This is a genomic window from Aquabacterium sp. J223, from assembly GCF_024666615.1.
Classification (GTDB): Bacteria; Pseudomonadota; Gammaproteobacteria; order Burkholderiales; family Burkholderiaceae_C; genus J223.
Window position 1 is genome coordinate 1533294 of the sequence record NZ_CP088297.1, and the last position, 20778, is coordinate 1554071.

General features: G+C 72.5%; 16 protein-coding genes. 10 read left to right on the forward strand and 6 right to left on the reverse strand.

Features of this window, described 5'->3' with window-relative positions; all coding sequences use genetic code 11:
• Positions 1–36 precede the first annotated feature (36 nt).
• Positions 37–1101, forward strand: a complete 1065-nt coding sequence (locus LRS07_RS07445; protein WP_260501308.1) for an MBL fold metallo-hydrolase — start codon at positions 37–39, stop codon at positions 1099–1101.
• Between the two features lie 68 nt (positions 1102–1169).
• Here the strand turns inward: LRS07_RS07445 and LRS07_RS07450 are convergent, their stop codons facing one another.
• From LRS07_RS07450 to LRS07_RS07460, 3 genes are all read right to left on the reverse strand, one after another.
• Positions 1170–2138 (reverse strand): tripartite tricarboxylate transporter substrate binding protein, encoded by a 969-nt coding sequence (locus tag LRS07_RS07450; RefSeq protein WP_260501309.1) that lies wholly within the window; start codon positions 2136–2138, stop codon positions 1170–1172.
• A 133-nt stretch (positions 2139–2271) separates the two neighbouring features.
• Positions 2272–3978: a GMC family oxidoreductase gene (locus tag LRS07_RS07455; RefSeq protein ID WP_260501310.1), complete on the reverse strand. Its 1707-nt coding sequence runs from the start codon at positions 3976–3978 to the stop codon at positions 2272–2274.
• 13 nt (positions 3979–3991) lie between these two features.
• Positions 3992–4990: a Bug family tripartite tricarboxylate transporter substrate binding protein gene (locus LRS07_RS07460; protein WP_260501311.1), complete on the reverse strand. Its 999-nt coding sequence runs from the start codon at positions 4988–4990 to the stop codon at positions 3992–3994.
• A 150-nt stretch (positions 4991–5140) separates the two neighbouring features.
• Here LRS07_RS07460 and LRS07_RS07465 point away from each other — a divergent pair, with 150 nt between their 5' ends.
• The 6 genes from LRS07_RS07465 to LRS07_RS07490 all read left to right on the forward strand — a co-directional run bounded on the left by LRS07_RS07465 (position 5141) and on the right by LRS07_RS07490 (position 11924).
• Entirely contained in the window at positions 5141–6592 is a 1452-nt protein-coding gene (locus LRS07_RS07465) for an FAD-dependent oxidoreductase (protein ID WP_260501312.1), read from the forward strand.
• Positions 6593–6678: 86 nt separating this feature from the next.
• On the forward strand, positions 6679–7512 hold the full coding sequence (locus LRS07_RS07470; protein ID WP_260501313.1) for an IclR family transcriptional regulator: 834 nt from the start codon (positions 6679–6681) through the stop codon (positions 7510–7512).
• Positions 7509–8792: an aconitase X gene (locus LRS07_RS07475; RefSeq protein ID WP_260501314.1), complete on the forward strand. Its 1284-nt coding sequence runs from the start codon at positions 7509–7511 to the stop codon at positions 8790–8792. Before LRS07_RS07470 ends, LRS07_RS07475 begins: the two co-directional genes overlap by 4 nt.
• Positions 8789–9238 (forward strand): aconitase X swivel domain-containing protein, encoded by a 450-nt coding sequence (locus LRS07_RS07480; RefSeq protein ID WP_260501315.1) that lies wholly within the window; start codon positions 8789–8791, stop codon positions 9236–9238. The genes LRS07_RS07475 and LRS07_RS07480 overlap by 4 nt, the downstream gene beginning before the upstream one ends.
• The gene (gene ilvD, locus LRS07_RS07485; protein ID WP_260501316.1) at positions 9235–10938 is read left to right on the forward strand and encodes a dihydroxy-acid dehydratase; all 1704 of its coding nucleotides are present in this window, start codon (positions 9235–9237) and stop codon (positions 10936–10938) included. Before LRS07_RS07480 ends, ilvD begins: the two co-directional genes overlap by 4 nt.
• 26 nt (positions 10939–10964) lie before the next feature.
• A complete protein-coding gene (locus tag LRS07_RS07490) occupies positions 10965–11924 on the forward strand; it encodes a Bug family tripartite tricarboxylate transporter substrate binding protein (protein WP_260501317.1) in 960 nt (319 codons plus the stop codon).
• Positions 11925–11970: 46 nt separating this feature from the next.
• On the opposite strand, the gene LRS07_RS07495 is transcribed toward LRS07_RS07490, so the two are convergent.
• Positions 11971–13014, reverse strand: a complete 1044-nt coding sequence (locus tag LRS07_RS07495; RefSeq protein ID WP_260501318.1) for a quinone-dependent dihydroorotate dehydrogenase — start codon at positions 13012–13014, stop codon at positions 11971–11973.
• A 36-nt stretch (positions 13015–13050) separates the two neighbouring features.
• On the reverse strand, positions 13051–14688 hold the full coding sequence (locus LRS07_RS07500) for a carboxylesterase/lipase family protein (protein WP_260501319.1): 1638 nt from the start codon (positions 14686–14688) through the stop codon (positions 13051–13053).
• Between the two features lie 178 nt (positions 14689–14866).
• Here LRS07_RS07500 and rpiA point away from each other — a divergent pair, with 178 nt between their 5' ends.
• Entirely contained in the window at positions 14867–15526 is a 660-nt protein-coding gene (rpiA, locus tag LRS07_RS07505) for a ribose-5-phosphate isomerase RpiA (protein ID WP_260501320.1), read from the forward strand.
• On the opposite strand, the gene LRS07_RS07510 is transcribed toward rpiA, so the two are convergent.
• The gene (locus LRS07_RS07510; protein WP_260501321.1) at positions 15507–16187 is read right to left on the reverse strand and encodes a TetR family transcriptional regulator; all 681 of its coding nucleotides are present in this window, start codon (positions 16185–16187) and stop codon (positions 15507–15509) included. The genes rpiA and LRS07_RS07510 overlap by 20 nt on opposite strands.
• 130 nt (positions 16188–16317) lie before the next feature.
• On the opposite strand from LRS07_RS07510, the gene LRS07_RS07515 reads away from it, so the two are divergent.
• Both LRS07_RS07515 and LRS07_RS07520 read left to right on the forward strand, forming a co-directional pair.
• Positions 16318–17547 (forward strand): efflux RND transporter periplasmic adaptor subunit, encoded by a 1230-nt coding sequence (locus LRS07_RS07515; RefSeq protein ID WP_260501322.1) that lies wholly within the window; start codon positions 16318–16320, stop codon positions 17545–17547.
• 13 nt (positions 17548–17560) lie between these two features.
• A complete protein-coding gene (locus LRS07_RS07520) occupies positions 17561–20749 on the forward strand; it encodes an efflux RND transporter permease subunit (protein ID WP_260501323.1) in 3189 nt (1062 codons plus the stop codon).
• The last annotated feature ends 29 nt before the right edge of the window (positions 20750–20778 follow it).

Sequence of the window (20778 nt, forward strand, 5' to 3'; positions counted from 1 at the left end):
CCTCGTGCGCATTCGAACCGCAAACAGGAGACGCGCATGTCCTTCGTCGATCGCCGCCCGGCCTCCACGGGCCTGGCGGCCCTGGCCCTCACCGCCGCACTGGCCGGCTGTGCCGGGCCGCAGGCCGGCGGTCCGTCGCCGCAGCGGCCCGACTTCGCCCGCCAGGCCGCCTGCAGCAGCCTGCTGCCGGCGTCCCATGGCGGCCCGATGCCCGAGGGCGACACCGCCGTGCTGCGCTGGCTCGGCACGTCCAACTACGAGCTGGCCTACCGCAACACGGTGGTCCTGATGGACACCTTCTACGACCGGCCGGCGCGAACGCGCCCGCTCGGCTTCGACGTCAAGGACGTCAGGCGGGCCGACGCCATCCTCATCGGCCATGCGCACTTCGACCACATCACCGACGTGGCGCCGGTGGCCGCGGCCACCCGCGCGCCCGTGGTCGGCTCGGCCATCACCGCCACCACCGCGCAGAAGCTGGGCGTGCCGGCCGCGCAGACCGTCACCGTGCGCGGCGGCGAGACGCTGCGCTACGGCGACGTCACCGTGCGGCCGACGCACATCCTGCACAGCACCATCCAGCCGGAGCTGATCCCGGCGCTGGCCAACCTGTACAGGGCCGACGGCCTCGGCCCGCTGACCGAGGCCGAGGAACGGCAGAGCAAGGCCTCGTCGGCCCGCGGCTCCTGGGACCCGAAGATCGTGACCGAGGGCACCATGGGCTTCACGCTCGAGCTGCCCGGCGGCTTCAACATCACCTGGTTCGACAGCGTGGGCGACATCCACCCCGACGAGCGCCGGCTGGCGGCCGAACTGGCCGGCCGCATGGACGTGGCGCTTTTCCCGTGGACGCCGCACCCGATCGCCGAGCGCCAGCTGGCCTACACCTTCCAGCACCTCGAGCTGTTCAAGCCGAAGCTGTACGTGCCGACCCACCACGACCACATCTGGGGCGTGTGGCTGGACAACGGCCTGGAGCCGCTGTTCATGAAGATCCGCGACGAGCTGCCGGGCACGCGCTACGCCTCGCCGCTGTACCGCTCGCCGATCTGCCTGAGCACTTCGGGGCCGACGCGCGGGGAGTTCCACGTCGGGCGCTGAACGCGACGAGGGCGCCGCGACGGCCGGTCGGCCGCGGGCGCCCTCGCAGGGTGGGTGGGCCGGTCCGGTCAGTCCGCCTGGGCACCCGAGGCCTTGACGACCTTGGCCCACTTGTCGATCTCGGTGCGGATGAAGGCGTCGAACTCCTCCGGCTTGTTGCCCACCGGCGTGATGCCGATCTCGGCGAAGCGGGCCTTCAGCTCCGGCGTCTGCACCGCACGCGCCATGTCGGCGGAGATCTTGCGCACCACCTCGCGCGGGGTGCCGCTGGGCACCACGGCGCCGAACACGCTGACCACGTTGAAGCCGGGCAGGGTCTCCGCGGCGGTGGGGATGTCGGGCGCCATCGACGCGCGCTGCGGGCTGAAGATGGCGATGGGCTTGAGCTTGCCGGCCTTGATGTGCGGCAGGCTGGAGAACAGCGGGTCGATCAGCAGCTGCACGCGGCCGGCGATGACGTCGGGGTAGGCGCCGCCCGAGCCCTTGTACGGCGCGTGCAGCATGTCGATGCCGGCGGTGGTCTTCACCAGCTCGCCGGCCAGGTGCATCGAGCTGCCGCTGCCCGGCGAGGCGTAGGTCAGCTTGCCGGGCTCCTTCTTCGCCAGCGCGATCAGCTCCTTCAGGTTGTTCGCCGGCAGGTCGTTGGTGGCGGTCATCACCACCGGCGAGTTGCCCAGCATGGTCACGCCCGACAGGTCCTTCAGCGTGTCGAAGGGCATGTTCTTGCGCAGCGACGGGTTGATGACGTGCGAGGTCACCACCAGGCCGATGGTGTGGCCGTCGGGCGCCGACTTGGCGACGAAGTCGGTGCCGAGCACCGTGCCGACGCCGGCCTTGTAGACCACCAGCACCGGCTGCTTCCAGGTCTCGGACAGCGTCTTCTCCAGCAGGCGGGCCATGATGTCCACCGCACCGCCCGGCGCGTTCGGCACGACGATGGTGACGGCCTTGCTGGGGAAGTTCTGGGCCAGCGCATGGGGCGGCAGCGCGGTCAGGGCGGCGGCGGCGGAAAGGGCAAGCAGGGAACGACGTTTCATGGCGGGGGGATGGAAGCAACGGACAGGAACGGACAGGAAAGCGCGGGGCGACGCCCCGCGGCGGCAGAAAAAGGAAGGCGTCGGGACGGTGCCGGGACGCGGCGCCGGCGCCGCGCCCCGGGCCCCGGAGGCATCAGGCCGGCGTGACCTCCGCCCGCGGCGCACCGCGGGTCGATGCCGGCGGGGCCGCCGTCGCTGACGGCGACGGCAGCAGCAGGAAGCGGGCGGCCTGCTCGGCCACCATCAGCGTCGGCATGGCGGTGTTGCCCGACGGCACCTCGGGCATGACCGACGCGTCGGCCACCCGCAGCCCCTCGATGCCGAGCACCCGCAGCTGCGCGTCGACCACCGCCAGCGGGTCGTCCGGCCGGCCCATGCGGGCGGTGCCCACCGGGTGGTAGATGGAGCCGGCCTTCTCGGCCGCGGCGGCCAGCAGCGCGGCGTCGTCGTCGTCCGACACGGCAGGGCCCGGCCACAGCTCCTCGGGCGCATACCGGGCCATGGCGGGCTGTTGCATCAGCCGGCGGCTGAAGCGCATCGCATCGGCGACCACCTGGCGGTCGCGCGCCGTGGTCAGGAAGTTGAACAGCAGCCGCGGCGGCACGCCGGGGTCGGCGCTGTGCAGCCGCAGGCGGCCGCGGCTGGTCGGCCGCAGGTCGTAGACCACCAGCGTCAGGCCGGGGTGCGGGTCGAACGGCGCGTCGAAGCCGCCGCTGCGCGAGAAGGCCAGCACGTTGTAGCCGATGTCGGCGCGCGCCAGCCCGGGCCTCGACATGGCGAACAGGCCGAGCTGGCAGGGCGCCATGGTCAGCGGCCCGCGGCGGGTCAGCAGGTAGCGCAGGGCCATGGCGGCCTGGCCGCCGAGGCGGTTCATCGCCTCGTTCAGCGTCGGGCCGGCGGCCAGGCGGAAGCGCTGCGCCACCTGCAGGTGGTCGTGCAGGTTGGCGCCCACGCCGGGCCGGTGCAGCAGCGTCTCGATGCCGAGCTCGGCCAGGTGATCGGCCGGCCCGATGCCCGAGCGCAGCAACACCGAGGGCGAGCCGAAGGCGCCGGCCGCCAGCACCACCTCGCCGCGGCAGTGGGCGCTGCGGCGCACACCGTCCTGCAGCCAGGTGACGCCGACCGCGCGGCGGCCGTCGAGCAGCAGCCGGTCGGCCAGGGCGCCGGTGACCACCTCCAGGTTGGGCCGGCGGCGCACCGCCGGCGACAGGAACGCGTCGGCCGCGCTCCAGCGCCGGCCCTGCCGCTGGTTGACGTGCACCGGCCCGACGCCGAGGTTGTCGCCGCGGTTGAAGTCGTCGGTGGGCGGCACGCCGCAGGCCACGGCGGCGTCGTGCACCGCGTCGAGCACCGGCCACCACATGCGCGGTGCGTCGACCCGCCATTCGCCGCCCGCGCCATGGTGCGCGTCGGCGCCGGCGAAGAAGTCCTCGTGCCGCTTGAACAGCGGCAGCACGTCCGACCAGCCCCAGCCGGGCAGGCCGAGGTCGCGCCAGCCGTCGTAGTCGGCGGCCTGGCCGCGGATGCAGACCATGCCGTTGATGGCGGTGGAGCCGCCCAGGCCCTTGCCGCGCGGGTGCGCCAGGCGGCGCCCACCGAGGCCGGGCTCGGGCTCGCTCTCGTGGCACCAGTCGGCCCGCGCCGTGCCGATGGTGTAGCGGTAGCCCACCGGCACACGGTGCCAGAGCGAGTCGGTGCGGCCGCCGGCTTCCAGCAGCAGCACCCGGTGGCCGGGGTCGGCCGACAGCCGGTTGGCCAGCAGGCAGCCCGCCGCGCCGGCGCCGACGACGATGAAGTCGTAGGCCGCCGCGCTGCCGGACGCCGGTGTGGGAGCGCTCACCGCGGGGTGCCGATCACTGCTTCGTGATGCCGGCCTGCTTGACCAGGTTGCCCCAGGCGTCGTAGGCCTGCTTGACGTCGCGGGCCAGCGCCTCGGGCGTCGAGCTCTCGGCGGTGTAGGCGCCCTGCTTGTAGAACTCCTGCACCGACGGCTGGGCGATGGACTGCGCCAGCGCCGCGTTGATCTTCTGCACGACCTCGGGCTTCATGCCGGCGGGGCCGAACCAGCCGAGGAAGCTGACGATGTCGATGTCCTTGATGCCCTGCTCGGCGAAGGTCGGCACGCCGGGCAGGAAGGCGCTGCGCTGCGGCGCGGCCACCGCGATGATCTGGGCCTTGCCCGAGCGCGAGTTCTGGATCGCCGCCGGCGCGGCGTCGAAGGCCATCTGCACCCGGCCTTCGATCAGGTCCGCCGCCAGGTCGGCGCCGCCCTTGTAGGGGATGTGCTCCATCTGCAGGCCGGTCTGCTTGGCGAAGACCTGGCCGAAGATGTGCGCCGAGGTGCCGGTGCCGAAGCTGGCGTAGCTCAGCTTGCCGGGGTTGGCCTTGCCCCAGGCCACCAGGTCCTTCACGTTCTTCGGCCCCAGCGCGCTGTTCACCACCAGCACCAGCGGGCCGCGCGCGCCGATGGAGATGGGGGTGAAGTCCTTCATCGGGTCGAAGGTGGCGGCCAGCAGCGTGTGCGGGTTCTGCGCCATGGTCGACGACGCGCTGTAGAAGATGGTGTGGCCGTCCGGCGCCGACTTCAGCACCTCCTGCGCCGCGAGCAGCGTGCCGCCGCCGGGCCGGTTCTCGATCACCACCGGCACGCCGAGCAGCTCCGCCAGCTTGGGCGTCACCGCGCGGGCCTGCGCGTCCACCCCCGCGCCGGGCGGGAACGCCACGATCACGCGGATCGGCTTGCCGCGGACGGGGAATTCCTGCGCCGCGGCGGGCACGGCGAGCAGCGCGAGGGCGGCGGCGCCCAGCAGGCCGAGCGACTTGCGGCGGGCGTTGGACAGGGGAAGGCGCATGGTTTGTCTCCTCAAGGCGTTGTCGGAAAATGCTAGCTGTGTCCGCTATAGCGGTCAATCAGCGATCGGAAACCCGCCGATTTCTGCGGCTTGCGTTGACATTATGGACATGCTGATCAAAAAATCGAACCACTCACTGGAAATCGCCTCATGAAGACCGTTCAACGCAGCGACGAGCGCATCCTCAGTTCGGACATCTTCGACCGCGGCAGCGCCCGCGGCGGCCGCGCCGACCTCGGCCGCTGGCAGGAGCCGGCCCGCGACATCCCCGTCTACCACCGCACCCAGGTGCTGGTGGTCGGCGGCGGGCCCTCGGGCACCGCCGCCGCCGCCGCCGCCGCCAAGGCGGGTGCCGACGTCACCCTGCTCGAGCGCTACAACCACCTGGGCGGCCTGTCCACCGGCGGCCTGGTGATCTGGATCGACCGCATGACCGACTGGCAGGGCGAGCTGGTCATCCGCGGCTTCGCCGAGGAGCTGTTCGACCGCCTGCCGGCCGACGCGGTGGCCGGCCCGTCGCGCGCCGACTGGGGCAACCGCGACCCGGCCAAGGCGGCCTACTGGTCCAACCGCACCGCGGCCTACCACGGCGTGGTGACCTGGTCGCCCACGATCGACCCCGAGCGGCTGAAGCTGCTCAGCCAGGACATCGTGCTGGAGCGCAAGGTCAAGCTGGTCTACCACTCGTGGGCCTGCCAGCCCATCGTCGAGGGCGGTGTCGTCAAGGGCGTCACCTTCGAGAGCAAGGAAGGCCGCATGGCCATCCTGGCCGACGTGGTGGTCGACGCCACCGGCGACGGCGACCTCTTCGCCCGCGCCGGCGCGGCCTTCGACAACGACATCGAGGAGGCCGACGTGCACCACTGCATGAACACCTCCTGGCTGTTCGGCGGCGTCGACATGAACCGCTGGATCGACTTCAAGACCCAGCGCCCCGACGACCACGCCGCCTTCATGGCCGCCGGTCGCGAGGCCTGCGGGCTGTTCGAGCGTCCGTTCGTGTCCTGGCGCAACGACATCGCGCTGTTCATGGGGCCGCGCCAGTCGGGCTACTCGGCGCTGGACGTCGACGACCTGACCGAGGTGGAGGTGCGCTCGCACAACGCCATGCGCGCCCACCTGGACTTCTTCAAGGCCCGCGCCCCCGGCTTCGAGAACGCCTACCTGATGCTGTCGGCGCCGCAGATCGGCGTGCGCCACGCGCGGCGGCTGAAGGGCCTGGACAGCGTGCTGCGCAGCCGCTGGTCGGAGGGCACCGCGCTGCCCGACGAGGTCGGCGTCACGCCGGCGGTCAGCCCCAAGTTCCCCAACATCTCGATTCCCTACGGCGCGCTGGTGCCGGTGCAGCTCGACGGCCTGCTGGCCTGCGGCCGGCACGTCAGCTGCGACAAGAACTCGCACGGCTTCATGCGCGAGATCCCGCAGTGCTGGATCACCGGCCAGGCCGCCGGCACCGCCGCCGCGCTGGCCGCCCAGGCCGGCGTGCAGCCGCGGGCGGTGGCGGTGCCGGCGCTGCAGGCCGCCCTGCAACGCCAGGGCGTGTTCCTGCGGCCGGGCGCCCCGACGGCCGAGGCCGGCGTGCCGGCGGCGGCCGCCGCCTGAAGCGGGTGGCGGCCATGGCCCCGTTGGCCCGCGCGCTGCCCTCCCGGCGGGTGGAAGATGGCGGACCTGCCGCTTCCTCCGCCGCCATGCCCTCCCCCGACGACACCCCCACGGAACCCAAGGCCGAAGCCCGCGACACGGTGAGCGCGCTGGAGCGTGGCATCGCGGTGCTGCACTGCTTCACCGAAGACCGCCGCCTGCTGGGCGCCAGCGACCTGTCGCGCCTGACCGGCATCCCGCGGCCGACGGTGACCCGGCTGGCGCAGACGCTGGTCGGGCTCGGCCTGCTGCAGACCGAACGCGACGGCGAGCGTTTCCTGCTCGGCCCGGCGGTGGTGTCGCTGGCCCGGGTCTTCCTCGCCGGGCTGGACGTGCGGGCCATCGCGCGGCCGTTGATGCAGGCAATGGCCGAGGCCTGCGGCGGTTCGGTCTACCTGGCCGTGCGCGACGGCCTGGAGATGGTGCTGATCGAGGCCTGCCGCCCCCGCTCGACGCTGCTGACGGCGCGGCTGGACGTCGGCTCGCGGGCACCGATCGCCAATTCGGCGCTGGGCCGGGCCTACCTGAGCGCGCTGCCGGGGCCTGAACGCGACCTGCTGATGGAGTCGCTGCGCCTGGTCAAGGGCACCGACTGGCCGGCGCTGCAGGCCGGCCTGCAGATGGCGCTGGCCGACGCCTGGCAGCACGGCTGGTCGGTGTCCTGCGGCGAGTTCCACCGCGAGATCAACTCGGTGTCCGTGCCGCTGGTCAACGCCAACGAGGAGGTCATGGCGCTGAACTGCGGCGGCCCGGCCTTCGTCTTCACCGAGGAGCGGCTGCGCCAGGACATCGCGCCGCAGTTGCGCCGGCTGGCGCACACCTTGGCCCACGACATCGGCGGGCGCGTGCCGCCCGCCCGCGACGAGACCCCATCCCCATGAGACTCAACCCCGACGAACAGGCGATGCTCGACGGCCGCGACGGCCCGGCCGTGCAGCGCGCCATGGACCTGCTGATGCGCTACGGCCAGGCGCTGGGCGCCGAACGGCTGGTCGACACGAACAACGTCTGCGGCACGGTGGCCGCCACCACGCCCTACATGCGCGACTTCGCGGCCCGCAAGGGCGGCATGGACGCGGTGTTCAGCGAGTTCAACCTCGACAGCGACGACGTGGTGCCCATCCCGCCGGTGAAGGTCTACAGCACCCACCTGCAGCTGGGCTTCGACCCGCGGCAGGGCGAGCGCATGGCGATTCCCGAGCAGACCATCGAGTTCTACGACAAGGGCGCGGCCTACACCGCCGGCCTCGGCGTGAACCTGACCAACACCTGCACGCCCTACCAGGTGGGCAACGTGCCGACGCGCGGCGAGCACTGCGCCTGGATGGAGTCGTCGGCGGTCGTCTACTGCAACTCGGTGCTCGGCGCGCGCACCAACACCGAGGGCCGCGAGAGCACCGGCGCCGCCATGCTCACCGGCAAGATCCCGTACTGGGGCTTCCACGTGCCGGAGAACCGGCGCGGCACCCACCTGATCGAGCTGGACGTGGACGTGAAGTCCACCTTCGAGTGGGGCCTGCTGGGGTACCACATCGGCGAGATCGTGCAGGAGAAGGTGCCGGTGGTGGCCGGCATCCGCGACGTGCCCAACCTGCAGCGGCTGAAGCACTTCGGCGCCTCGGCCTCGTCGTCGGGCGGGGTCGAGATGTACCACCTGGTCGGCGTCACGCCCGAGGCGCCGACGGTGGAGGCCGCGTTCGGCGGCAACACCCCGTTGATGCGGCTGCGCTACGGCGAGGCCGAGCGACGCGCCGCCTGGGAGAAGCTCAACCACACCGCGCGCGACCGCGAGGTCGACTACGTGATGCTGGGCTGCCCGCACTACAGCCTGGAGCAGATTTGGGAGGCGTGCCAGCTGCTCAAGGGCCGCAAGGTGCACGAGAACTCGGCGCTGTGGATCTTCACGCCGCGCGCCATCAAGGCGGTGGCCGACCAGAACGGCTACACCAAGATCATCGAGGACGCGGGCGCCGTGCTGATGAGCGACAGCTGCTCGGCGATGAGCCGTGCCATCCCGAAGGGGACGAAGGTGGCGGCGCTCGATTCGGCCAAGCACGCCCACTACCTGCCGGCCATCATGGGCGTGCAGGCCTGGTTCGGCACCACCGCCGACTGCATCGACGCGGCCTGCACCGGCCGCTGGAACGGGAGGTTGGCATGAGCTCCGTCCTCGAACCCCAAGCCGCGGCGACCATCGTCCTGAAGGGCCGCACCGTGGTCGGCGGCACCTCCGCCGGCGAGGCGCTGGTCACCACCGACCGCATCTCCGGCTGGGGCGGCATCGACTCCAAGACCGGCACCATCGTCGAGACCCGGCACCAGCTGCGCGGCGTCAGCTTCGCCGGCAAGGTGCTGGTGTTCCCCGGTGCCAAGGGCAGTTCCGGCTGGTCCAACGCCTTCCACCTGACCCGCACCATGGGCGTGGCGCCGGCGGCCATGCTGTTCAACGAGATGACCACCAAGATCGCGCTCGGCGCGGTGGTCACCCGGTGCCCGTCGGTGACCGACTTCGACCGCGACCCGCTGTCCGTCATCGAGACCGGCGACTGGGTCGAGGTCGACGGCGACGCCGGCACGGTCACCGTCACCAAGAAGTCCGCACGATGAGCGAAGCCCCCAAGCGCAAGCTGCGCAGCAACTTCCCCCGCGGCTCCTACCTGTGGTCGGTGCGCAATGCGCAGTGGCACGGCATGGGGCTGTCGGAGGCCGACCACGAGAAGCCGAAGATCGCGGTGGTCAACTCCAGCTCCGAGCTGGCCGCCTGCTACAGCCACCTCGACCAGGTGGCGGTGCAGGTCAAGCAGGCCATCCGCGACGCCGGCGGCGTGCCGTTCGAGATCCGCACCGCCGCGCCCAGCGACTTCGTCACCGGCGCCGGCGCCCGCGGCGCCTACATGCTGGGCGCCCGCGACGTGGTGACCAACGACATCGAGGTCGCGGTCGAGGGCGCGCAGCTCGACGGCATGGTGCTGCTCACCTCCTGCGACAAGACGGTGCCAGGCCAGCTGATGGCCGCGGCGCGGCTGAACGTGCCGTCCATCGTCGTGCCCTGCGGCTACCAGGCCAGCGGCACCTACAAGGGCCACCACTGCGACATCGAGGAGGTGTTCATCCAGTCGATGCACGTGGTCACCGGCCACAAGCCGGCGGACGAGGTGGTCGAGATGAGCCGCGAGGCCATCCGCTCGCCCGGCGTGTGCTCGGGCCTGGGCACGGCCAACACCATGCACTCGGTGTGCGAGGCGCTGGGCATGGCGCTGCCCGGCAGCGCGCCGGTGCGGGCGCTGTCGGACAAGATGTACGCCGACGCGCGGGCGGCGGGCGAGCGCATCGTGCAGATGGTGTGGGACGATCTCAAGCCGCGCGACATCCTGACCCCCGGTGCGTTCCAGAACGCGGTGCGGCTGGTGCTGGCCTTCGGCGGCTCGCTGAACGCGGTCAAGCACCTGCAGGCGGTGGCCACCGAGGCCGAGAGCGGCGTCGATGTCTACGGCCTCTTCGACCGCCTGTGCGAGACGACGCCGGTGCTGGCCGGCCTGCGGCCGATCGGCGAGCACATGATCGAGGCGTTCGAGGACGCCGGCGGCGCGCGCGGGCTGCTCAAGCAGCTGGCGCCGCTGCTGGACACCGGCGTGATGACGGTGACCGGCCGCACGCTGGCGGGCAACCTCGAAGGCTTCGAGGTGCGTGATGCCGAGGTCATCCGCCCGATCGATCGCCCGGTGTCCTCGCGTCCGGCCATCCTCTTCCTGCGCGGCAGCCTGGCCACCTCGTCGGCGCTGATCAAGCCCGGCATCGGCGAGCGCAAGGTGCGCCGCTTCAGCGGCCCGGCGATCTGTTTCGACACCTCGGACGCCGCGCTGGCGGCGATGAACGACGGCCGCATCCGGCACGGCCATGTCGTCGTCATGCGCGGCGCCGGTGCCTTCGGCGGCCCGGCGATGGGCGGCGGTGCCTCGCGCGTGGTCTTCGGCATCGACGGCGCCGGGCTGGGCGAGCACGTGGCGCTGCTCACCGACGGCCACCTCTCCGGCCTGGTGTGCAAGGGGCTGGTGGTGGCCGAGGTGTCGCCCGAGGCGGCGCTCGGCGGCCCGCTGGCGCTGGTCGAGGACGGCGACACCATCACCATCGACCTCGACGCCCGCCGCTGCGATCTCGAGGTCGCGCCCGACGTGCTGGCCCAGCGCCATGCCCGCTGGCAACCGCCGAAGCCCGCCTTCGACCGCGGCTGGCTGCAGATCTACCGGCGCAACGTCGGCCCGCTGGAGCAGGGCGCGGTGCTGGTGCGGCCCGAAGGCGCCGCCTGAACCCGACGACCTACCGAGGAGACGCCATGACCCCCCGCCGCACCCTGCTCGCCGGCCTGATGGCGCTGGCCTGCGCCCCCGCCTGGGCCCAGACGGCCTACCCGAACAAGCCCATCCGCCTGATCGTGGGCAACGCGGCCGGCGGCGCGGCCGACGCCATCACCCGAGTCGTCGGCCAGGCCCTGGGCAAGGAGCTGGGGCAGCAGGTGGTGGTGGAGAACAAGCCGGGCGCCGAGGGCAGCCTGGCGGCGCTGGAGGTCATGCGCGCGCCCGCCGACGGCCACACCCTGCTGATGGGCACCAACTCGGCCCTCGTCAAGGTGCCGTCGTTCAACACGCCGGTGCCCTACGACCCGTTCAAGGCCTTCACGCCGATCAGCTCGGCCGGGCAGTTCGCCATGTTCCTGGTGGTCAACAAGAACCTGCCGGTGAAGACCGCCAAGGAGCTGCAGGCGCTGGTGGCGGCGCAGCCCGGCAAGTACAACTCCGGCTCCAGCAACAGCGCCGCGGAGCTGGCCATGATCCAGCTGCTCGGCCAGGGCAAGGCGATCAACGTCCGCTACAAGGGCGACGTGCCGGCGCTGACCGACCTGGTGGGCGACAGCATCCACATGATCTGGACCACGGGCACCTCGGCACCGGCCTTCGTCAAGGACGGCCGGGTCAAGGCCCTGGTGACGCTGCAGCCCGAGCGCAGCCCGCTGCTGCCCGAGGTGCCCACCGCGACCGAAGCCGGCGTGAACGACAAGCTCGGCATCAAGCCCTGGGCCGGCTTCTTCGGTCCCGCCGGCATGCCGCCCGAGGTGACGCAGAAGCTCAGCGCGGCGCTGCAGAAGGTGCTCAAGGCGCCCGAGGTGCGCGAGCAGCTGGTCGCGCAGGGCTTCGACGGCTACGGCATGAGCCCGCAGCAGTTCAGCGTCTACTTCAAGGAGCAGTACGACGGCTTCAACCGCGTGGTGCGCGAGAACAACATCAAGTTCGAGTGACGTGGTGCGCGCTGCGGCGGCCGGCCGCCGGCCGGCCTGAGCCGCGTCAGCGCGCGGCGGCCAGCGCCCGCGCCGCTTCGCGCACCAGCGCCGGTCCGCGGTAGATGAGCCCGGTGTAGAGCTGCACCAGGTCGGCGCCGGCGGTGATCTTGGCCCGGGCGTCGTCGCCGCTGAGCACCCCGCCCACACCGACGATGGGATATCGCGGCCCCAGCGCCGCCCGCAGGCGGCGGATGACGCGGTTGCTCGCCTCCTGCACCGGACGGCCGCTCAGGCCGCCGGCCTCGGCCGCGTGCGGCAGCCCCTGCACCGCCTCGCGCGACAGCGTGGTGTTGGTGGCGATCACGCCGTCGGCGCCGCAGGCCTGCAGGGTCTGGGCGACGACGTCCACCTGGTCCTCGTCGAGGTCGGGGGCGATCTTGACGAACAGCGGCACGGTGCGTCCATGGCGTTGCGCCAGCAGCGCGCGCTGCTCCACCAGGGCGCCGAGCAGTGCGGCCAGCGCCTCGTCGGTCTGCAGGCTGCGCAGGTTCTGCGTGTTGGGGCTGGAGATGTTCACCGTCACGTAGTCGGCGTGCGGGTAGACGCCGGCCAGCGCGGTGGCGTAGTCGTCGGCCGCGCGGTCGATCGGCGTGGCGGCGTTCTTGCCGATGTTCAGGCCGAGCACGCCGCCGCCGGCGCGGAAGCTGCGCGAACGCTGCACGTTGGCGACGAAGGCGGCCAGCCCCTCGTTGTTGAAGCCCAGCCGGTTGATCAGCGCCTGGGCCGAGGGCAGGCGGAAGATGCGCGGCCGCGGGTTGCCCTGCTGCGGCAGCGGCGTCACTGTGCCCACTTCGATGAAGCCGAAGCCCATGGCGCCCAGGCCGTCGATGCAGCTGCCGTTCTTGTCCAGCCCGGCGGCCAGGCCGAGGCGGTTGGGAAAGCGCAGACCGGCCACCACCACCGGGTCGTCCACCCGTGGCTGCCACCACAGGCATTGCCCCGGCGTGTTCTGCAGCGCGGCGATGCTGCCCAGGGTCACCTCGTGCGCCTGCTCGGCGTCGAGACCGAAGAGGAAGGGGCGGGCGAGGGCGTACGGTACAAGCGGCATGGCGGCGCGGATTGTGGCCGAGCCGCCAGGCTGCCTTCACAGGTGCGGCGACGGCAGCACGACGGTGTCCCAGAAGGCGCACTGCGCGCCGCCGTCGCCGCTGTGGCTGGCCGGCTGCGCCGCGATGCGCAACTGCACGTCGCCGGGGTAGGCCCGCGGCCAGCCACGGCGCGGCGTGCCGTCGACGGCGAAGTCGGCCCAGTGGCCGACCACCAGCCGCTGCACCGCCAGGTCGTCTGCGGTCGGCCGGTAGCGGCCCTTCCAGCCGAAGAAGAAGGGATGCTCGACGGTGTGCACGGCGCCCTGCGCCTTCAGCTCCGGGTCGTTCTCCAGCGCATGGTCGAACAGGTAGCGGTACACCGGCTGGCGCTGCGCGCCGGCCAGCAGCCGCGCCACCCGGCGGCTCTGGCAGGTGAAGAAGGCGTCGGTGGTCAGCCGCACCAGCGCCTGCCGCGGGCTGGCGTGCGCCGACGGCGGGTAGGCGCCCACGATGCGCAGCGCCTCGGCATCGCCGAACACCCGGCGCAGCGCCGCGGCGTAGGCGGCCTCGTTGTCGACCACCCCCAGGCCGCCGACGAAGAGCTGGGTCTCCAGCGTGCTGTTGCCGACGATCACCGGCATGGCGGCGTGCGCACCGCGGGCGATGACGGCCAGCGGCTGTTCCGGGAAGACCACGCCGTCGACGTTCGGGCCGTACAGCCGTGGCAGCACGCCGAAGGTGCCGGGCAGCGCCCGCACCACCTCGGCCACCGGCTTGGCGCGCAGGCAGGCGGCGGCGTCGGGCCGGCCGTCGCAGCCGAGCCGCTCGGCCACCGGCCGGCCGCTCAGGGCCTCGGCCTGTTCGCGGGTGGCCAGTTCGCAGCCGGTGGGCACCGCGGACTGCATCGCCGCGCGGTGGAACAGGCCACGCGCGGCCGGCGCCGTCATCAGCGCGCAGATGCTGCCGCCGCCGGCCGAGGTGCCGAACAGCATCACCCGCTGCGGGTCGCCGCCGAAGGCGGCGGCGTTGCGCTGCAGCCAGCGCAGCACGGCGATCTGGTCCAGGCTGCCGTAGTTGCCGGCCTGCCCGTCGGCCGCGCGCAGCGCCGGGTGGGTCAGGAAGCCCAGCGCCCCCAGCCGCTGGTTGAAGGTGACCACCACCACGCCCTGCGGCACCAGCGCTTCGCCGTCGAACGACACGCCGCCGAAGATGCCGGCGCCCTGGCCGGAGTAGCTGTGGTTGCCGCCGCCGGGCAGGAAGACCATCACCGGCAGCGGCCGGGCGGCGGCCGCAGCGGAGGGCTCGGCCGGCCGCCAGACGTTGACGCTGAGGCAGTCCTCGTCGCCGGTGACCGCGTCGCCGGCCAATTGCGGGCAGACCGCGCCGAAGCGGCTGCCGTCGCGCACGCCGGTCCAGCGCGCCGGCGGCGCCGGCGGCTGCCAGCGCAGTGGCCCCACCGGTGGCGCGGCATAGGGCAGGCCCTTGAAGGCCAGCGTCGGCCCCTCGCGCACGCCACGGACGGCGCCCTCGGTGGTGCAGGCGATGTCGGGGCCGGCGGCGTCGCACCGGGCGGCCCCGGCGTCCAGCGGCGCACGCGCGGCGCAGCCGGCGAGCAGCCCGGCGGCCAGGCCCGACAGCAGCCAGGCAAACGAGCGCGCGCCGCCGGGCAGGCGGCGGGAAGAGGCGGTGGACATCGGCGGGCTCCCTGGGGTTGTCGTCATGGCCGGCCCAGCAGTTGCGATGCCGGCGGCGGCAGCATGGTGGCGCGGCGCCCGGGCCGCAAGCCGGTCCGCCCCGGGGGCGGCGCCCCTACACTGCCGGCCCGCGATCCCCGCGGGGATCGTCCGGCGTCCCGCTGGACGAGGGGCACACATGACGCAAGACGAACTCAAGGATCTGGTCGGCCGGGCAGCGCTGGACGAGCTGGTCGACGGCGCGGTGGTCGGCGTGGGCACCGGCTCCACGGTCGACCGTTTCATCGACGCGCTGGCCGGTCGCCGCGACCGCATCGCCGGCGCGGTGTCCAGCTCCGAACGTTCCAGCGAGCGGCTGCGCCGGCACGGCATCCGCGTGCTGGACACCGCCGAGGTCGACCGCCTGCCGGTCTACGTCGACGGTGCCGACGAGATCGACGGTCGCGGCTGCATGCTCAAGGGCGGCGGTGCGGCGTTGACGCGCGAGAAGATCGTGGCCGACCTGGCCGAGCGCTTCGTCTGCATCGCCGACGAGTCGAAGCTGGTCACCACGCTGGGCCGCTTCCCGCTGCCGGTGGAGGTGATCGAGCTGGCGCTGCCGCGGCTGGTGCGGCGCTTCGAGCAGCTCGGCGGCCGCGCCGTGCGGCGCGAGGGCGTGCGCACCGACAACGGCCACCCGCTGCTGGACGTGCATGGCCTGTCGATCGCCGACCCCGAGGCCATGGAGGCCGAGGTCAACCAATGGCCGGGCGTCGTCACCGTCGGCATCTTTGCCCACCACCGGGCGGCGGTGTGCCTGCTCGGCACCGGCCAGGGCGTCAGGCGGCTGGTCTTCTAGCCCGCCGCGCGAGCGGCGCGCTGCGCCGCGTGCTCGGCCCGTCGACGCGGCCGGCGTCGGCACGCAGCCCGGCCAGGAAGGCGGCCAGCGCGCCGCCGCCCACCTTCACCAGGTCGAAGCCGTGGCCGCACAGCGTCCAGTTGTAGACCAGGCCGTTCATCAGCGCATGCAGCGCGATGGCCGCCTGGCTGGCCGGCAGCGACAGCGGCTGCGTGGCGGCGATGCGGCGCAGCAGCCGCTCGATGCGACCGACGAAGGTGGCGCGCTCCGCCGTGTGCCGTTCGCGCAGGGCCTCCTGCTCGCCGACGTACTCGACCTTCTGGGTGGCGATCATGAAGACCTGCTGCAGCCGCGGGTCCTTGGCGATGTGCCGCAGCCCGTCGACCAGTTCGTCGCGGAGCCCGTCCAGTGTCCAGTGCTGCTGCGGTTCGTCGTCCTGGAAGAGGCATTCGAGCGGCAGGGTGGCGCGCGCCATCAGCGCGCCGAAGAGGTCGTTCTTGTCGCGGAAGTGCCAGTACAGCGCACCGCGGGTGACCCCGGCGGCGGTGGCCACCCGCTCCAGCGAGGTGCCCGCCACGCCGTGCACGGCAAACTCGGCCTGCGCGGCGTCGAGCAGCGCTTCCCGCGTGGCGAGCGCGTCCTCTTTGCTTCGGCGAACCATGGTGTCTGGGGCGGGTGGTCACGCGGCGGTCACACCGCCGCCATCAACATACGTTCGCGATTGTATGTAAACTGCACCGCACGCCTCATGGGTCAAACCCCGGGCCTGCCAAGGAAGACCGATGCATCGCATGCCCCACCGCCTTTCCTCCACCGCCGCGACGCTGGCCATCGCCGTGCTGCTGGCCGGCTGCGACGACAAGCCGGCCCAGGGGCCGGGCGGCCCCGGGGCGCCCGGAGGCGGCATGCCGCCGGTGCAGGTGGGGGTGGTCACCGTCGGCGCCCCGACCAGCCTGCCGGTGTTCACCGAACTGCCCGGCCGGGTGGAGGCGCTGCGCACCGCGCAGGTCCGCGCGCGGGTCACCGGCATCGTGCAGCAGCGGCTGTTCAGGGAGGGCAGCGACGTCAAGGCCGGCCAGCCGCTGTTCCGCATCGACCCGGCACCCTACCAGGCGGCGCTGCAGAGCGCGCAGGCCACGCTGGCCCGGGCCGAAGCGGCGCAGGCCAGCGCCGCCGCGCAGTTCAACCGCCTGAAACCGCTGCGCGAGGCCAACGCGGTCAGCCAGCAGGAGTTCACCAACGCCGAGGCCGCGCTGCTGCAGGCGCAGGCCGACGTGGCCGCCGGCCGGGCCGGCGTGGTCACCGCGCAGCTCAACCTGGGCTACGCCAACGTCACCGCGCCGATCTCCGGGCGCATCGGCCGCGCGCTGGTCACCGAAGGCGCGCTGGTGACGCAGGCCGAGGCGACGCAGATGGCGCTCATCCAGCAGGTCGACCCGGTGTACGTCAACTTCACCCAGTCGGCGACCGAACTGCAGCGGCTGCGCCGCCTGCCCGGTGCCAACACCGCCGCCGGGCTGCCGGTGCGCATCGTGCTGGAGGACGGCAGCGAACTGCCGCGTGGTGGCCGGCTGCTGTTCTCCGACCTGTCGGTGGACACCACGTCGGGCCAGGTGACGCTGCGCGCCGAGGTGCCCAACGCCGACCGCGCGCTGTTGCCCGGCCAGTACGTGCGAGGCCGGTTGGCGCAGCAGCAGATCGACAACGCGGTGCTGCTGCCGCAGCAGGCCGTCACCCGCGGCCAGCAGGGCGACACCGTGCTGGCGATCGGCCCCGACGGCAAGCCCGCGCCGCGCCCGGTGACGCTGGGCCCGGCACAGGGCAACCAGTGGGTGGTGCTGGGCGGCCTGAAACCCGGCGACCAGGTGGTGGTGGACGGCGTGCAGAAGCTTCAGATGATGCGCGGCGCGCCGGTGCAGGCGGTGCCGTGGACGCCGGCGCAGGCGGCCTCGGCGCCCGGCCGCCCGGCGTCGGTCGCGGCCGCGTCGGCGCCGGCCGCCGCCTCGGCCGCCAGCCGCTGAAGGGGCGCCCTCCATGGCCCGCTTCTTCATCGACCGGCCCATCTTCGCGTGGGTCATCGCGCTGTTCATCCTCGTGCTCGGCGCGGTGGCGATCCGGCTGCTGCCGGTGTCGCAGTACCCCACCGTGGCGCCGCCGGGCATCGTGGTCAACGTCGCCTATCCCGGCGCCTCCGCGCAGACGCTGGAGGACGCCGTGCTCAGCGTCATCGAGCGCGAGATGAACGGCGCCAGCGGCCTCATCTACATGGAGTCCGTGGCCCAGGCCGACGGCACCGGCACGCTGACCATCACCTTCGAGCCCGGCACGAACCCGGACCTGGCGCAGGTGGACGTGCAGAACCGGCTGGCGCGGGCCACGCCCCGGCTGCCGGCGGCGGTGACCCAGCAGGGGGTGCGCGTGGACAAGGCGCGCAACAACTTCCTGATGTTCACCATCCTGTCGTCGGACGATCCCAAGTGGGACCCGGTGGCCCTCGGCGACTACGCCTCGCGCAACGTGCTGCCGGAGCTGCAGCGGGTGCCGGGCGTCGGCGTGGCGCAGCTGTTCGGCACCGAGCGGGCGATGCGCATCTGGCTGGACCCGCAGAAGCTGGTCGGCTTCAACCTGTCCGCCGCCGACGTCAACAACGCCATCCGCGCGCAGAACGTGCAGGTGCCCGCCGGCACGGTGGGCGACCTGCCGAACGTGCCCGGCCAGACCATCTTCGCCACCGTGGTGGTGCAGGGCCAGCTGGCGACGGTCGAGCAGTTCGGCAACATCGTGCTGCGCGCCAACCCCGACGGCTCCGCCGTGCGCCTGCGCGACGTGGCGCGCATCGAGCTGGGCGGCCAGGCCTATGCCACCTCGGCGCGGCTCAACGGCCAGCCGTCGACCGGCATCGGCATCCAGCTGTCGCCCACCGGCAACGCGCTGGCCACCGCCAAGGCGGTGCATGCGCGCATGGCGGAGCTGTCCAGGTTCTTTCCGCCGGGGGTGAAGTACGAGGTGCCCTACGACACCTCGCGCTTCGTCAGCATCTCGATCGAGCAGGTGGTGGAGACCCTGGTCGAGGCGGTGGTGCTGGTCTTCCTGGTCATGTTCCTGTTCCTGCAGAACTGGCGCTACACCATCATCCCGACGATCGTGGTACCGGTCGCGCTGCTCGGCACCTTCGCCGTGCTCCTGGGCCTGGGCTTCTCGATCAACGTGCTGACCATGTTCGGCATGGTGCTGGTCATCGGCATCGTGGTCGACGACGCCATCGTGGTGGTGGAGAACGTCGAGCGCATCATGAGCGAGGAGGGGCTGCCGCCGCGCGCCGCCACGCGCAAGGCCATGGGCCAGATCTCCGGCGCCATCATCGGCGTGACGGTGGTGCTGATCTCGGTGTTCGTGCCGCTGGCCTTCTTCGCCGGCGCGGTGGGCAACATCTACAAGCAGTTCTCGGCGGTGATGGTGTCGGCCATCGCGTTCTCCGCCTTCCTGGCGCTGTCGCTCACGCCGGCGCTGTGCGCCACGCTGCTCAAGCCGGTGGCGGCCGGCCACCACCACGAGAAGCGCGGCTTCTTCGGCTGGTTCAACCGGGGCTTCACCCGCACGGCCAAGGGCTACGAGGGCTGGGTGGCCCGGCTGCTGCGGCGCAGCGGCCGCTTCATGGTCATCTACCTGGCCATCGTGGTCGCGGTGGGCTGGATGTTCCTGCGCCTGCCCAACAGCTTCCTGCCCAACGAGGACCAGGGCTACATCATCGTCAACGTCCAGCTGCCGCCCGGCGCCTCGCAGAACCGGACGCTGGAGGTGATCCAGCAGGTGGAGGGCTTCATCCTCAAGCAGCCCGAGGTGGACAGCATGGTGAGCGTGCTGGGCTTCAGCTTCTCGGGCACCGGGCAGAACGCCGGCCTGGCCTTCGTGGTGCTGAAGGACTGGAAGGACCGCGAGGGCGCGGGCAGCACCGCGCAGGCGCTGGCCGGCCGGACCTTCGGCGCGCTGTCCCAGGTCCGCGACGCGTTCATCTTCGCGCTGAGCCCGCCGCCGATCCCGGAGCTGGGCAACGCCACCGGCTTCACCTTCCGGCTGCAGGACCGCGGCGGCCAGGGACGCGAGGCGCTGACCAATGCGCGCAACCAGCTGCTCGGCATGGCGTCGCAGAGCAGGCTGCTCGCCGGCGTGCGCCCGGACGGCCTGGAGGACGCGCCGCAGCTGCAGCTGGACATCGACCGCGACAAGGCCAATGCGCTGGGCGTGGGCTTCGACGCCATCGCGACCACGCTGTCCACCGCGACCGGCTCCAGCTACATCAACGACTTTCCCAACCAGGGGCGCCTGCAGCGGGTGATCGTGCAGTCGGATGCGCCGCGCCGCATGCAGCCGGACGACCTGCTGCGGCTGAACGTCGTCAACAACCGGGGCCAGTCGGTGCCGGTGGCGTCCTTCGCCACCACCCGCTGGATCACCGGCGCGATGCAGACCGTCCGCTACAACGGCTACCCGACGATGCGCATCGCCGGCGACGCCGCGCCCGGCGTGAGCACCGGCCAGGCCATGGCCGAGATGGAGCGCCTGGCCGCGCAGCTGCCGCCGGGCTTCGGCTTCGAATGGACCGGCCAGTCGCGCGAGGAGAAGCTGTCCGGGCAGACGGCCAACCTGCTCTACGCCTTCTCGCTGCTGGCGGTGTTCCTCGCGCTGGCCGCGCTGTACGAGAGCTGGTCGATCCCCGCGGCGGTGCTGCTGGTGGTGCCGCTGGGCGTGCTCGGCGCGCTGACCGGCGTGTTCCTGCGCGACTACCCGAACGACGTCTACTTCAAGATCGGCCTCATCACCGTCATCGGCCTGGCGGCGAAGAACGCCATCCTGATCATCGAGTTCGCCAAGGACCTGCAGGCGCAGGGCAAGAGCGCCTTCGACGCCGCGCTGCAGGCGGCGCACCTGCGCTTCCGGCCCATCATCATGACCTCGCTGGCCTTCATCCTCGGCGTGCTGCCGCTGGTGATCTCCAGCGGCGCCGGCTCGGCCAGCCAGCGCGCCATCGGCACCGGCGTGATGGGCGGCATGATCGCGGCCACCGTGCTGGCGGTGTTCTTCGTGCCGCTGTTCTTCGTCGTCGTGCGCCGCTTCTTCAAGGGCAGCGAGCGCCAGCGCCGGCTGCACGCTCACCAGCTCGACGACAACGACGGCGCGGCCACGCCGCCCACGCCCGCCACCCCTGCCGAGGGCCGCCCGTGACAGATCCCACCCCGTCCGTCGCCAGCACA

Excerpts from the sequence above, each read along its gene's own strand:
- LRS07_RS07495 (WP_260501318.1), bottom strand. The coding sequence starts at position 13,014 with ATGCCGCTTGTACCGTACGCCCTCGCCCGCCCCTTCCTCTTCGGTCTC.
- LRS07_RS07520 (WP_260501323.1), top strand. The coding sequence starts at position 17,561 with ATGGCCCGCTTCTTCATCGACCGGCCCATCTTCGCGTGGGTCATCGCG.
- LRS07_RS07470 (WP_260501313.1), top strand. The coding sequence starts at position 6,679 with ATGCCCTCCCCCGACGACACCCCCACGGAACCCAAGGCCGAAGCCCGC.
- LRS07_RS07460 (WP_260501311.1), bottom strand. The coding sequence starts at position 4,990 with ATGCGCCTTCCCCTGTCCAACGCCCGCCGCAAGTCGCTCGGCCTGCTG.
- LRS07_RS07475 (WP_260501314.1), top strand. The coding sequence starts at position 7,509 with ATGAGACTCAACCCCGACGAACAGGCGATGCTCGACGGCCGCGACGGC.
- rpiA (WP_260501320.1), top strand. The coding sequence starts at position 14,867 with ATGACGCAAGACGAACTCAAGGATCTGGTCGGCCGGGCAGCGCTGGAC.
- LRS07_RS07500 (WP_260501319.1), bottom strand. The coding sequence starts at position 14,688 with ATGTCCACCGCCTCTTCCCGCCGCCTGCCCGGCGGCGCGCGCTCGTTT.
- LRS07_RS07510 (WP_260501321.1), bottom strand. The coding sequence starts at position 16,187 with ATGGTTCGCCGAAGCAAAGAGGACGCGCTCGCCACGCGGGAAGCGCTG.
- LRS07_RS07480 (WP_260501315.1), top strand. The coding sequence starts at position 8,789 with ATGAGCTCCGTCCTCGAACCCCAAGCCGCGGCGACCATCGTCCTGAAG.
- LRS07_RS07465 (WP_260501312.1), top strand. The coding sequence starts at position 5,141 with ATGAAGACCGTTCAACGCAGCGACGAGCGCATCCTCAGTTCGGACATC.
- LRS07_RS07490 (WP_260501317.1), top strand. The coding sequence starts at position 10,965 with ATGACCCCCCGCCGCACCCTGCTCGCCGGCCTGATGGCGCTGGCCTGC.
- LRS07_RS07515 (WP_260501322.1), top strand. The coding sequence starts at position 16,318 with ATGCCCCACCGCCTTTCCTCCACCGCCGCGACGCTGGCCATCGCCGTG.
- LRS07_RS07450 (WP_260501309.1), bottom strand. The coding sequence starts at position 2,138 with ATGAAACGTCGTTCCCTGCTTGCCCTTTCCGCCGCCGCCGCCCTGACC.
- ilvD (WP_260501316.1), top strand. The coding sequence starts at position 9,235 with ATGAGCGAAGCCCCCAAGCGCAAGCTGCGCAGCAACTTCCCCCGCGGC.
- LRS07_RS07445 (WP_260501308.1), top strand. The coding sequence starts at position 37 with ATGTCCTTCGTCGATCGCCGCCCGGCCTCCACGGGCCTGGCGGCCCTG.